We start from the raw sequence: 12,982 nt of genomic DNA on the forward strand, positions 1-12,982 counted from the left end.
ATAAATAGAAGGATAAGATTATGACTAATATGACCCGTCGCGGATTTCTAAAAGGCACTGGTATGGCGGCTGGTGCAATGGCATTCACTTCATTTTCACCTATGTCTGTTGCGTCTTCTAATGCTCGCGGCAAAGGCATTCTAACTGCGGGCCGCATGGGCCCAATGTTGTGTGAAGTACAAGATGGTAAGTTGGTTTCGACCACCAATGCTCTGCCTCAAACGGTACCAAATAGCCTACAAAGCACTGGTCCTGACCAAGTGCACACTAAAGCGCGTGTTAAGTACCCAATGGTTCGTAAAGGTTACTTGGCAAACCCATCAGCTCCCGAAGGCGTTCGCGGCAGCGATGAATTTGTACGCGTGTCTTGGGATGAAGCTTACAAGCTGATCCACGAACAGCACATGCGCATTCGTAAAGAATATGGCCCGGCTTCTGTGTTTGCTGGTTCTTACGGCTGGCGTTCAAGTGGCGTGCTGCACAAAGCACAAACCTTGCTGCAACGTTACATGAGCATGGCGGGCGGCTACTCAGGCCACTTGGGTGACTACTCAACGGGTGCTGCGCAGATCATCATGCCGCACGTTGTGGGCTCTATCGAAGTGTACGAGCAACAAACCACGTACCCAGTGGTATTAGAGCACAGCGATGTGGTTGTGCTTTGGGGCTTAAACCCAATCAACACTCTAAAAATCGCGTGGAGCTCAACAGACTGTGCTGGTCTTGAATTCTTCCATCAATTGAAAAAATCAGGCAAGACGGTTATTGCGATTGACCCTATTCGTTCTGAAACCATTGAATTCTTTGGCGAGAATGCGGAGTGGATTGCTCCTCACCCAATGACCGACGTGGCAATGATGATGGGTATCGCACACACCTTAGTGAAACAAGGTAAGCACGATAAAGCCTTCCTCGATAAATACACCGCAGGTTACGACAAGTTTGAAGCGTACCTGATGGGCGAAGAAGACGGCGTAGAAAAATCAGCAGAATGGGCATCACAAATCTGTGGCGTACCTGCGAAGCAACTTGAGCTACTGGCTGATATCTTCAGTAAAAACCGCACCATGCTGATGGCGGGTTGGGGCATGCAGCGCCAACAATACGGTGAGCAGCGTCACTGGATGCTGGTTACACTGGCAACGATGTTGGGTCAAATCGGTTTACCGGGCGGTGGTTTTGGTTTCTCTTATCACTACTCAAACGGTGGTAACCCTGCTCGTGATGCTGGCGTACTTCCTGCGATTTCGGCATCACTGGGTGGTGGCTCTTCTGCGGGTAACGACTGGGCAGTGTCTGGCGCGGTGCAAAGCTTCCCTGTGGCGCGTATTGTCGAGGCGTTGGAAAACCCAGGTCAATCCTACCATCACAACGGTCATGAACTGACGTTCCCGAACATTAAGATGATTTGGTGGGCTGGCGGTGCGAACTTTACTCACCACCAAGACACCAACCGCTTGATTAAAGCGTGGCAAAAGCCTGAGCTGATCGTAATTTCAGAGCCTTACTGGACGGCGGCTGCGAAGCATGCGGATATCGTTCTGCCAATCACCACATCGTTCGAGCGTAACGACTTAACGATGACGGGTGACTACAGTAACCAACACTTGGTGCCAATGAAGCAAGTGGTTGAGCCGCAAGGTGAAGCGCGTAATGACTTCGACGTATTCGCGGACATGGCAGATATGCTAGCACCGGGTGGCCGTGATGTGTACACCGAAGGCAAAACCGAAATGGAATGGCTGTACGGCTTCTACAAAGCGGCGCAACAAGGTGGCCGTGGCTCTCGCATTGCGATGCCGAACTTCAGCAAGTTCTGGGAAGATAACCAACTGATCGAGATGAAGTGGAACGAGAAGAACGCACAGTTTGTTCGTTACGCGGATTTCCGTGAAGACCCGATCATGAACCCGCTAGGTACGCCAAGTGGTAAGATTGAAATCTTCTCGAAAACCATTGAAGGTTACCAGTTGGAAGACTGTCCTCCACACCCTACGTGGATGGCACCAACCGAGTACACCGGCAATGCAAAAGATGGCGAGTTGCAGTTAATGACCGCGCACGCAGCGCATCGTCTACACAGCCAGTTTAACTACGCGAAGATTCGCGAAGAGTACGCAATTGCAAACCGTGAACCTATTTGGATTCACCCTGAAGATGCGAAAGCGCGTGGTATTAAAACGGGCGATCTAGTTCGTGCGTTTAACAACCGTGGCCAAGTATTGGTAGGCGCGGAAGTGACTGACCGAATCAAGCAAGGTTCAGTATGTATTCATGAAGGCGGTTGGCCGGATTTGGATCCGAAAACCGGCATTTGTAAGAACGGCGGTTGTAACGTGTTAACGTTGGATATTCCGACCTCTCGACTTGCAAACGGCTGTGCGGCGAACTCGGCACTGGTTCGTATTGAAAAATACACTGGCCCAGAATTAGAACTAACAGCGTTTGAACCACCAAAAAATGGCTAGAAAAAAGTAGCGCTTGAAAGCAAGAAGCCAGCGAATCGCTGGCTTCTTTTTTTCTAGTAATCGTTCACATTAGCGTGAAGCAAGAGAAACAAACGGCATCTGTTTCTTAATCTGAAATGTCGGGAGTAAAGTAAATACAATCGCGACAAACAAGACTGAGCCTATTAAATCTTCAGGGCGATGCATGCCCAGCCATAAGCGGCTATATGCGACGCTCATACCCCACATCCACAATGACAGTGCAGAGATATAGCACTTGTTCTGTAAGAACAACCCACCAAAGAAAGCCAAACAAATCGAAACGAAAATCGTATGGCCCGACGGGAAAGAATAGTCTTTCTCGCCTTGCCAATGGCGCGTCCGCCAATCACTGACTTGTTCAGAAATCTGGTTAATTACGTTGGCTTGCTGCTTTGTATCCAACTGATAAAACGTTTCTGGTGTTTCAATCAATTGTTCTGCTGCGAGCAATTCCGTGTATGGGCGCGGGCTTTCTGTCATCAGTTTTAGCCCCGTTTTGCTGGCAAAGCCAATCACAAGTAACAACCCTAACATTGAGAGTTTTTGTATCCACTCAGTGCGACTTGGTTTAAAGCGAAATAAAGAAAGCAGTAGCAGCGTTAAGGTAATTAAAAAGCCTTTGCTGCCAGCAGAATCAGTGAGCAAAGTAAAAGTAATACCCAGACTTTCAGGCACCTGTGAAGTGAGATTGTGATAAGAGCCAAACAGCGACATTGGGATGATGCCAAGAACAAACAAGGCGAGCATCATCAATCCATATTTTTTGGTTTTCATTGAGAGCGTTTTGTTTTTATTGAGGGTTATTCAACCACGTGAAAATAAGGGGCTTATCTTACGTTATCTGGCGTGAAAAACTTATCAACGCTTTGTCAATTTGACGAGAGAATGAAGGTTGAGTGATGAATTGATGACATTTATCCGGAGGGTAAAGGCGCTCATCCTTAAGCGTTGGGGTCTTAATCCATCAGAGAAAGTAAGTACTCTGCTGCTTTGGTTGGGTTTTCTGCATGACAAATGGCAGAAACCAAAGCCAAACCATGTACACCTGTCGCACTCAGGGCAGGAATGTTGGTTTCGTTGATGCCACCAATAGCGACGATTGGTAAAGACGTGGTGTTCAGCGCCATCTTCAAACCTTCGATACCCCAGTGTTTTTTGGTGTTGGTTTTGGTCGGCGTAGCGAAGATGGCACTCAAGCCGATGTAATCAATGGGCAGAGAATCCGCCTCTGCCAGCTGATCTTCAGTCTCAATCGATAAGCCGAGAATCTTGTTTGGGCCAATCAATTGGCGAGCGATCTCTGCTGGCATGTCTGACTGCCCGAGGTGAACACCATCGGCATCGACGGCAAGGGCAACATCAACACGATCATTGATGATTAACGGGACGCCAGTGCCTTCAAGGATCGTCTTCACGGCTTGAGCTCGTTCAATAAATGCACGAACGTCACCATGTTTTTCGCGCACCTGTACCATGGTGACCCCACCTTCTACCGCCTTTCTTACAACGTGTTTGAGAGTGGATAAATCTTGTTGGTCGTCGGTGACCAAATACAAACGATAGGCGTTCATTGTGTTTCCTTTCGCCTCCCACTTTCGTTGGAGTGAGAGGCGTTTAAAGCATTGAGAAGCGATTTATCTCACTTGTAATTTAAGACGTGTTGCCAGTGTTTCTTCATCCAGTTGGTAAAGCTCATCCAAAAGATGCATTTGCAAGCTACCTGGCCCTCGCGCTTGCTCTGCCGCAATTTCACCCACAACGCCAAGCACCGCTGCCGCAGCAAGGCCTGTTTCGTCGCCGATTGCTGCGAACGCGCCTGTCAGTGCGGTTAACGTGCAACCCATGCCCGTTACGTATGGCATCATCTCGTGACCATTATTCAGCTGGACGGTTTGCTCTTTTGTCACGATGTAGTCAGTTTCGCCGGAGATCACCACACTTGCTCCGTATTCTTCAACTAAGAAGTGAGCGGCCCCAAGGGCTGCATCACTACTGTCGAGTGCATCTACACCTTTGCTTTGCGCTTGCTCACCAGCGAGAGCAATGATTTCGGAAGCATTACCACGAATGATTAACTTGTTTGCAAGGCGGGCGATTTCGCGCGAGGTTTCAGTGCGCAGTGAACTTGCACCGCAACCGACAGGGTCGAGCACAACAATTTTACCGTTCGAGTTGGCTTGCTCGACGGCATAGCTCATGCGCGGCGTCCAAACGCTGTCTAGGGTGCCGATGTTTATCACCAAAGCGCCTGCAAACGACATCATTTCTGCCATTTCTTGCTTTGAATGCGCCATGATTGGCGAAGCTCCGATAGCCAACAAAGCGTTCGCCGTGTTGTTCATCACCACGTAGTTGGTAATGTTCACGACTAAAGGCTTTTGCTGACGCACTGCGGTTAATGCTTGAGTTATTTGTTCTATTAACATGAGATTCTCCAATTAACCTTATTGCGCGTTTAGACCTTGTTGCCAAAACGCCACTTCCATACGCGTTGCGGTTTTGAAGACCTGAATCAGGTTTTGACCGCGCTGGCTGTGGATGTCGATTTCAGCCAGCAACTGGTTAAAGTGTTCGGCCCCACTTGCCACGCCAGATTGGAACTCTTCACCGCCGTACAAGTTAATCCAACTTGCGTAAGGATTGCCTTCGAATACCGTGTTTTCATCTTCAATCAGCATTTTACCAATGACGGCGTAGCCGATGGAGCAAGGGGCGAGCGCGGCATACAAGTCAACTAAGTCGCCCGTCATTCCCGCATCCAATACGTAGCGCGTGTAAGCCACCGTGCCAAAATCTTCCGGCTCGTTTTCGAGATCCGATTCCGTTAATCCCCACTGGCCGCAGTAGGTAACATGGTGGGTAATCTCTGAATCTAAAAGCGCATGTACGCTTGGTAGTGCGCGGCGCATGTCGTCTAACGTACGTGCTTTGTAGATTGCTAGCGCATAAGCTCGCGCGTACTGTTTTAGGAATAAGAAATCTTGCTTCAAGTAATGCAGAAAACAAGGTTGAGCCAGTGTGCCTTTGGCTAATTGCTGCACGAAGGCATGCTCGGTGTATTCTTGCCAATCTTGGCGGCAAGCGTCGATCAAATCTTGGTATTTCATAATGGGGCAGCCTCGTAATTAGTCAAAGCTCGGTACGTAATCTTTTGCTTTTGGTAGCGTTTCGATGATTTTTTGTGAGTACATGAACTCGGCGTAATCGTCGTAGCGTTTTAGGTCAACTGCCGATGGGCGAAGCGCGAAACGAGTTAACGTGTCATTCCAAGCGCGTTGGTTGAGCTCGTTGTTTAGCGTGTCTGGTGAGTAAGCTACAAACTCTTTCCAGGACTCTTTCGGATGGTTGACGATGTAAGTGGTCGCTTGCTCCAGCGCTTTGTTGAACGCTTTGATAGCGGCTTTGTCGTAGGTTTTTGCATTCGCCACAAACACCAGTTCGTCATACGCTGGTACGCCGTGCTCTTCTGGGAAGAAGGCTTTGGCTTTGTAGCCTTCTAGCGCAAGTTGGTTGGTTTCGAAGTTGCGCAAGCCGCCCCAAATAGCGTCTACTTTACCGGATGCGAGAGAGGAAGAGAGTGCCCAACCGACGTTGATGATTTGCACGTCAGAAAACTTCACGTTCTCCTGCGCAAGCATGGTGCCGATTGTCGCCTCTTCGTTACCTGCGATCGCAATACCGATCTTCTTGCCTTTAAGGTCGCCAAGGTTGTCGTTCTTGCCGTTGTCCAACACCATCAATGTGTTGAGGGGGGTAGCAATCAAGGTCGCAGAGCGAATTAATGGCAAGCCAGCCGCTACGTCGATGGTTAAGCTCGGCTGGTATGAAATCGCCATATCGACTTTGCCAGCCGCAACTAGTTTGGGTGGTGTGCTTGGGTCGGCGGGTTCTTGGATATTGACCTTCAAACCTTGCTGTTTAAAGTAGCCGCGCTCTTGTGCGATCACGATAGGGCCATGGTTCGGGTTAACGAACCAATCCAGCATTAAAGTAAGCTCTTTTTCGGCAGCAAGTACGTTAGTTGAAACCATTGAAGCGAGCAGAGTAGCAGCGCTCATGAGTTTGTTTTTATTCACGGGGTTCTTCCTTTTTCTTTCCCTATTTGTTTTCCCAGGGAATGGCTTTTTTCAGTAATTTGTCAGTGGTGAAATAGAGTGCGATAGACAGCGCGGCGAGAATAAACAGTGCCGCGAACATCTCATCGATGATCATGCGAGCGTTGGCTTGCAGCATCAGATAGCCCAAGCCCTCACTTGAGCCGACCCATTCACCTACCACGGCACCAATCGGCGCAATAACCACGGCAACACGAATACCAGACGCTAACGTTGGCAGGGCGGCAGGTAGTTGAATATGGCGCAGTAATTGCCATTTCGATGCGCCCATGGTTTTGGCAAGATCGAGGTAACCAGTTGGTGTATTGCGTAAACCGTCGTAGCAGCATGTCGTGACGGGGAAAAAGATGATGATCGCCGCCATTACTACTTTCGATGCAATGCCGTAACCCAGCCAAAGCATGAGCACTGGCGCGATAGCAAATACTGGAATTGCTTGGCTAGCGATAAGAATCGGCAATAGCCAGCGTTTGAGCGGCTCGAACATCAGCATTTGCAAAGCGAATAGCAAACCCATCGATAAGCCGAGTGCGAGGCCAAGTAGGATCTCTTGTGCAGTGACCCAAGTGTGTTTGAGTAGCACGTCGTATCGAGTGATTAATCTATCCAATACTTCAATTGGCGAAGGCAAGATGAAGTTTGGCATGTCAAACACCACTACAATGAGTTGCCACAAACCTAAGATCACCGCTGCGCTGATCAGCAGACGCAACGCCGGATGAGTTACGCGTTCCTTTTTACTAATACGCGCCGAAACGGAGTTGTACTGAGTCATATCACTCATAGTCTTTCTCCAACTGATCCAAAATCGCTTGCTGCAATGTTGCGCATTCTCCATCAAGTAGGCGAGGTGGTGGCGAATCAGGTACATCAAGGTGCAGTGCTTGAGCAGGCGTGCCTTGCAACACATAGAGTTGGTGTGCCAATCGCACTGCTTCTTGTGGATCGTGCGTAATCAAGACAACGGTTTTGTCCTTTAGTAACTCGGCAGAGAGAGTTTGCAATTTGTGGCGAGTCACGGCGTCCAATGCTGAGAAAGGTTCATCCATCAAAACCAAAGGCTTGTCTTGCATCAGAGTGCGAGCAAGGGCTACGCGCTGTCGCATACCTCCAGAGAGTTGAGCGGGTTTGGCGTAAGCGTAATCTGCCAACCCAACGTGCTCTAACAAGTTGAGAGCGCGTTGTTTCTCATCCGCTGAATTTGAGTAGGCGTGAGAAAAGCGCGAGCTGAGGCAGACGTTATCCAGCACGTTAAGCCACGGTAGCAATAAATCCTGCTGAGCCATGTAAGCGACACGGTCATGCAGTGCGGCGCCATCGGTTGTGATGAGTTCGCCATGCCAGTCAACTTGGTCATCCAGTAGGCCAGCTAAGTAACGCAATATCGTGGTTTTTCCGCAGCCACTTCGCCCGAGTAATACCGTCCATCGACCGATAGGAATGACCATGTTCACTTTCGCTAAAGTCGGTGTTTGGCTGTCTTTGTATTGCAAACTGGCGTCGGAAAGCTGAATGCCAATCGCGTTAGCGAACATAGGTATGACCCGCAAAGAAGTGATGTACTGGTCCGTGACCTTTCCCCACTTCCAATTCATCCGCATGAGCGATGGCTTGGCTGATGTACTGTTTTCCTAAATGCACAGCTTTGTGCAGGTTGTTGCCTTGACCAAGGTAAGACGCAATAGCGGAAGACAGTGTACAGCCCGTACCGTGGGTGTTTTGGGTCGGAAAACGCTTGGCGCTGATTAACTCGACACTGTTTTGCATGATCAGCAGATCGTTGCTGTTTTCATCTTCTACAAGGTGACCGCCTTTGAGCAGAATGGCTTTGGCACCAAGCGCACGAAGGTCGTCAATCATGTCACTCATTTCTGCCTCAGATTGAGGTACAGGCTTACCTGTCAGTGCTGCACCCTCTGGCAGGTTAGGAGTGATGATGTCTGCCAGAGGAATTAGTTCTTCTTTTAATGTGCTGATTGCTGATTGCTCAAGTAGCAAATCGCCGCTGGTGGCGACCATGACGGGATCTATCACAAGATGTTTAGGCTGGTACTGTCTGATCTTGCTGGCCACCACTTTGATGATGTTCGAATCCGCCAGCATGCCGACTTTTACCGCCACAATATTGAGATCGGTAAACACCGCATCGAGTTGGCTTTCAACGTGATCAAGTGGGATAGGGAAAATGGCAGAAACGCCTTGTGTGTTTTGCGAAGTGATGGCGGTAATGACCGAGCATGCAAAACTGCCTGTTGCCGACATCGCTTTGATGTCTGCTTGAATACCTGCGCCGCCGCCACTGTCGGAGCCTGCGATGGTCAATACGATAGGGGTAGGTAAGGCTGGCGTCTGATGTGAATAAGGCTGTGATTGCTGTGTCATGGTCGCTCCTATTACAAGACGTATAGGAACTGACTTTGACCGCTGTGGGCAGATCGATTGTTCGATCGTTTCACTCGCCAAAGAGAGGCGGCGAAAGGCAAAGTGTGCATAGTTCCCTACGTCAGTGCTAACTGAATCAGGTTCAACGGGTCTCGAATTTCGATCTCAGCCTACGCTTATCACGTGGCCCCCCGACTATTTCGCTCGGATGATAACAGGACGCTAACTCAAGAGATACGTTTTTTGAGAGTAATTATTATTGAGTATTCAATTATGCGAAGTGAGGGATAGAGTAAGCTTCTTAATACTTTGTTGCGCGGAATTTTCCAGTGCAACGCTCTGATGAAAGAGCAGAAACTGGAATATTAAATAAAGAGTCGTGGTCTCTTTTGGCAAGGATTAGCATAAAACAAGGTTAAAAAACTGTTAAGATTTAACGCGTTGCCAATTTAACTTTACGGAATTTATCGGAAGTTATTTAGGAAGGCTAAGACGATCATCGAGCAAGGAGACTTCATGCTTAATTCTGTAACAGCGAAGGCAGTGATCGATCATGCTCTCTTTTTAGGAGCTGATTTCGCTGAGCTATTCGTTGAACATCACCAAACCAACACCGTCCAGATCGCATCTGGTGAGGTGGATAATGTAAATTCAGGTATCGATTTTGGTATCGGTATTCGCCTCTTCTTCGGTCACAAAGTGCTTTACGGTTACACCAACAGCACGGACGAAACCGAACTAAAACGCGTGACATCACTGCTTGCAGCGAAAGACAAGCGTGAGCAAATCGCGTCAGCGGGTTCTTTGAATTTGAACCGATACCCAATCCAACATGGTTGCAGCATGCCGCTAAGTAAGGATGCTAACCTAGATTCAAAAATCGCATTTCTATTGAAAGTTGACCAAGCTGCGCGTGCAGAAAGTGAATACATCAGCCAGTTCATTGGTAGTGTGCTTCAGCGCGAGCAGCAAGTGTCTATCTTCAACTCAGAAGGTTTGCATGTAGACGATACGCGTCACTACATTCGTGTTGCGGGTAACACAGTTGCCCAGAAAGGCAATGAGCAATCTTCTGGCATGGAAGGCCCGGGGGCACTTGCTGGTTGGGAATTCAGTGAGCAGATCGATGCGAAAGAGCTGGGTCAAACTATCGCGCAGCAAGCGCTGGTGAAATTGGGCGCGGATGCTTGTCCATCGGGTGAAATGCCTGTGGTAATTGGTAACGGCTTTGGCGGCGTTATCTTCCACGAAGCGTGTGGCCACCTGCTAGAAACCACTTCGGTTGCGAAGAAGGCGTCGGTATTCCACGACAAAATGGGTGAGATGATCGCTCATACTGCAGTAAACGCAGTAGATGACGGCACGATGACCAACGAATGGGGCTCAATCCACGTTGATGACGAAGGTTTGCCAACGCAGCGTACCCAACTGATCAAAGACGGTAAGCTAACTAGCTTTATGGTCGACAAAATGGGCGGCATGAAGACAGGTTACGAGCCAACAGGCTCTGGTCGTCGTCAGAACTACAAGTTTGCACCAACCTCACGCATGCGCAATACCTTTATCGAAGAAGGCGAGCATTCACTCGATGATATGCTTGCGGGAATCGAACGCGGTATTTACGCCAAGAAGATGGGTGGTGGCTCCGTTCAACCTGGGACGGGCGAATTTAACTTCGCTGTTCGTGAAGCGTATTTGATTGAAAATGGCAAAATTACCAAGCCTTTGAAAGCGGCGACACTGATCAGCACTGGTCCTAAAGTATTGAAAGAAATCAGTATGGTCGGTAAGGACATGGCACTTGCTCCAGGTATGTGTGGTTCAGTGAGTGGCTCAGTACCTACAACAGTCGGCCAACCAACCCTTAAAGTGGACAATATTCTGGTAGGAGGCGGTAACTAATGAGCCAAGAACAACAACTTCTTAACGCGGTTGATTATGTCCTGTCAGAAGCCAAACGCCAAGGTGCGGAAGCGGACGTGATTGTGAACCGTAACAGCAGCTTTTCGCTGAAAGCAAACCAAGGCAAGCTGGATGAGTACAAAGTCAGCTCAAGCCAAGTGCTGGGTGTTCGAGTCATTAAAGATGCCCGTGTCGCGACCAGTTATTCTGAATCACTAGAGCAACCAAGTTTAGATTTGATGCTCACCAACGCGCTGCAAAGTGCTCGTTTTTCTAAGCAAGATGAACATCAAACCATCAGCTGCGTAAACAGCAAAATCACCACTGATGTTGCAGAAATTGCGCAAGCCGATACCACATCGGTCGATGAGAAAATTGAACTGTCCCTCGCGCTTGAGCAAGGTGTTGTGGCTCTGCCTCACGCTTCAAGCTCACCATACAATGGTTACAGTGACGGTGAAACTCAGCTCATCATCGCGAATACTCAGGGTACGTTATGTCAACACTTCGAGCGATCGTTCACTTGTTACGCGTATACCTTATTTGAAAAAGATGGCAAACAGTCGATGGCAGGTAGAATGTCGCTAGGTCGCCGTTTTGATGAGTTGAATCCAACTTATTGCATTGAAGGCGGTTACAACCTTGCTCGCGACCTCCTTGATGGCGCACCAGTTGCGACAGGTAACTATCCAGCCATCTTCCACATCAATGCGCTAAGCAGCCTGTTTGGTGCATTTGGCAGTGCGTTTTCTGGTGTGAGTGCGATGAAAGGCATCTCGCCACTGGGTGACAAGCTTGGTCAAAGCGTAGCAAGTGAACTTCTCACCTTTACCGATGCGGCATATATGCCAAATGGTATGGCTATCGCAGGGTTTGATAGTGAAGGTTTTGCCACTCAAGACAATGTGTTGATCGCCAATGGCCAACTGAATACGCTATTGCACAATAGCCAAACAGCGAGTTATTTAGGTGCAGTGTCGACGGCAAGTGCATCTCGCAGTGCGAAATCGAGCCTAGACGTATCGGCAAATCATAAAGTGATTGCGACAGGCAACAGCAGTGCGTCAGAAATCAAAGCAGGTGAATACCTAGAATTAGTGGAACTGCAAGGGGTTCACTCTGGTGCAGATGCTGTCAGTGGTGATTTCTCATTTGGTGCGAGTGGTTTCTTGTGTCGTGATGGTCAACGTGTTCAACCTGTGCGCGGAATTACAGTTGCAGGTAACTTCTATAAGATGCTGCAAGAAGTAGAAGCTGTGGGTGATACGCAGCTTATTAATGATAGCCGCACTTTCTTCGCGCCAGATGTGCGTTTTGCTCGATTGTGTATTGGCGGTAAATAAGCGCGGCATAGAAAGTCAGAAACAAAAAAGAGGACTCAATCGAGTCCTCTTTCAGCATCTAGCAACGTGTACGCGAATAACTAGAATTCGCGGATATCCAGTTCGTTGTGGATCAATACTACACACTGAGAAGCAAACAGCATCTTAGGTCCAAGGCTGATTTTCTCAGTACCTAGGCGCTTCAAGCTGTTGAACGACTTCTTCGGCATCGGAATGTGGTCGGTTAGCAAGAAGCATGGGTTTTCACCAATTTCTGCATCACGAACAAATTCGCCTTTCTTGTCCAACATATAAAGTTGGTGGTCTTCCGCCAGTTCTTGAACCAAGCGTTCGAAGCTCACTGTACGAACCGTAATACCCTGCTCAACTTCACGAAGCTGCTCTTTACCCATACCAACAGATGCGTCCAACGCACGGGCAACGGCAGCGATCAACGTTGACTCGTGAAAACCACCAATATTGGTAATGTCGTTTGAACGAATGGTAATCGTGCGCGAGTAATCCTTCGTGCTCTCTAATACCAAATGGACAACCACATCTTCACGGTGAGATTGTGCCACGAACATGGTGTTCATCATGGTATGAGCAAGGATCTCGGTATGCGCCTCGTTACCAACACCTTCTAATAGTGCTTTGCTGGTGGTTGGCGCCGCGCGAGCTCGTAAAACAAAAGAGCGCATGAATTTAGCCTCTATATAGAAAGAGTGAATGCGCGGAAGTATATACCTAAGCAGGGAACGGATGCGAGTTT

General features: G+C 48.7%; 12 protein-coding genes and 1 riboswitch. Of the genes, 3 read left to right on the forward strand and 9 right to left on the reverse strand.

Going from position 1 to position 12,982, the window contains the following annotated elements; all coding sequences use genetic code 11:
• Nucleotides 1–20: 20 nt before the first annotated feature.
• Complete coding sequence (locus DYB02_RS20825; RefSeq protein WP_029804388.1) at nucleotides 21–2,468, forward strand: trimethylamine-N-oxide reductase 2; 2,448 nt, start codon at nucleotides 21–23, stop codon at nucleotides 2,466–2,468.
• 69 nt (nucleotides 2,469–2,537) lie between these two features.
• On the opposite strand, the gene DYB02_RS20830 is transcribed toward DYB02_RS20825, so the two are convergent.
• The 8 genes from DYB02_RS20830 to thiD form a co-directional block, all read right to left on the reverse strand.
• The gene (locus tag DYB02_RS20830) at nucleotides 2,538–3,263 is read right to left on the reverse strand and encodes a phosphatase PAP2 family protein (protein WP_029804390.1); all 726 of its coding nucleotides are present in this window, start codon (nucleotides 3,261–3,263) and stop codon (nucleotides 2,538–2,540) included.
• 182 nt (nucleotides 3,264–3,445) lie between these two features.
• Nucleotides 3,446–4,060 (reverse strand): thiamine phosphate synthase, encoded by a 615-nt coding sequence (gene thiE / locus DYB02_RS20835; protein WP_005459945.1) that lies wholly within the window; start codon nucleotides 4,058–4,060, stop codon nucleotides 3,446–3,448.
• A gap of 63 nt (nucleotides 4,061–4,123) precedes the next feature.
• A complete protein-coding gene (gene thiM / locus DYB02_RS20840; protein ID WP_005497806.1) occupies nucleotides 4,124–4,915 on the reverse strand; it encodes a hydroxyethylthiazole kinase in 792 nt (263 codons plus the stop codon).
• An 18-nt stretch (nucleotides 4,916–4,933) separates the two neighbouring features.
• The gene (tenA, locus tag DYB02_RS20845) at nucleotides 4,934–5,596 is read right to left on the reverse strand and encodes a thiaminase II (RefSeq protein ID WP_005497807.1); all 663 of its coding nucleotides are present in this window, start codon (nucleotides 5,594–5,596) and stop codon (nucleotides 4,934–4,936) included.
• Nucleotides 5,597–5,614: 18 nt separating this feature from the next.
• Nucleotides 5,615–6,565 (reverse strand): ABC transporter substrate-binding protein, encoded by a 951-nt coding sequence (locus tag DYB02_RS20850; protein ID WP_029804391.1) that lies wholly within the window; start codon nucleotides 6,563–6,565, stop codon nucleotides 5,615–5,617.
• 22 nt (nucleotides 6,566–6,587) lie between these two features.
• Nucleotides 6,588–7,388 carry an ABC transporter permease gene (locus tag DYB02_RS20855; RefSeq protein WP_023623067.1) on the reverse strand — a complete coding sequence of 267 codons (801 nt, stop codon included), beginning with the start codon at nucleotides 7,386–7,388 and terminating at the stop codon, nucleotides 6,588–6,590.
• Nucleotides 7,381–8,139, reverse strand: a complete 759-nt coding sequence (locus tag DYB02_RS20860) for an ABC transporter ATP-binding protein (protein WP_029804394.1) — start codon at nucleotides 8,137–8,139, stop codon at nucleotides 7,381–7,383. Before DYB02_RS20860 ends, DYB02_RS20855 begins: the two co-directional genes overlap by 8 nt.
• The gene (gene thiD / locus DYB02_RS20865) at nucleotides 8,129–8,986 is read right to left on the reverse strand and encodes a bifunctional hydroxymethylpyrimidine kinase/phosphomethylpyrimidine kinase (protein WP_029802768.1); all 858 of its coding nucleotides are present in this window, start codon (nucleotides 8,984–8,986) and stop codon (nucleotides 8,129–8,131) included. Before thiD ends, DYB02_RS20860 begins: the two co-directional genes overlap by 11 nt.
• Before the next feature lie 96 nt (nucleotides 8,987–9,082).
• Nucleotides 9,083–9,190, reverse strand: a riboswitch (TPP riboswitch).
• Nucleotides 9,191–9,502: 312 nt separating this feature from the next.
• On the opposite strand from thiD, the gene DYB02_RS20875 reads away from it, so the two are divergent.
• Both DYB02_RS20875 and DYB02_RS20880 read left to right on the forward strand, forming a co-directional pair.
• On the forward strand, nucleotides 9,503–10,888 hold the full coding sequence (locus tag DYB02_RS20875) for a TldD/PmbA family protein (protein WP_017447009.1): 1,386 nt from the start codon (nucleotides 9,503–9,505) through the stop codon (nucleotides 10,886–10,888).
• On the forward strand, nucleotides 10,888–12,231 hold the full coding sequence (locus tag DYB02_RS20880; protein WP_029846737.1) for a TldD/PmbA family protein: 1,344 nt from the start codon (nucleotides 10,888–10,890) through the stop codon (nucleotides 12,229–12,231). The genes DYB02_RS20875 and DYB02_RS20880 overlap by 1 nt, the downstream gene beginning before the upstream one ends.
• Before the next feature lie 80 nt (nucleotides 12,232–12,311).
• Here the strand turns inward: DYB02_RS20880 and trmY are convergent, their stop codons facing one another.
• Entirely contained in the window at nucleotides 12,312–12,911 is a 600-nt protein-coding gene (trmY, locus tag DYB02_RS20885; protein WP_029806939.1) for a tRNA (pseudouridine(54)-N(1))-methyltransferase TrmY, read from the reverse strand.
• Between the last annotated feature and the right edge of the window lie 71 nt (nucleotides 12,912–12,982).

Source organism: Vibrio parahaemolyticus (genome assembly GCF_900460535.1).
GTDB lineage: Bacteria > Pseudomonadota > Gammaproteobacteria > Enterobacterales > Vibrionaceae > Vibrio > Vibrio parahaemolyticus.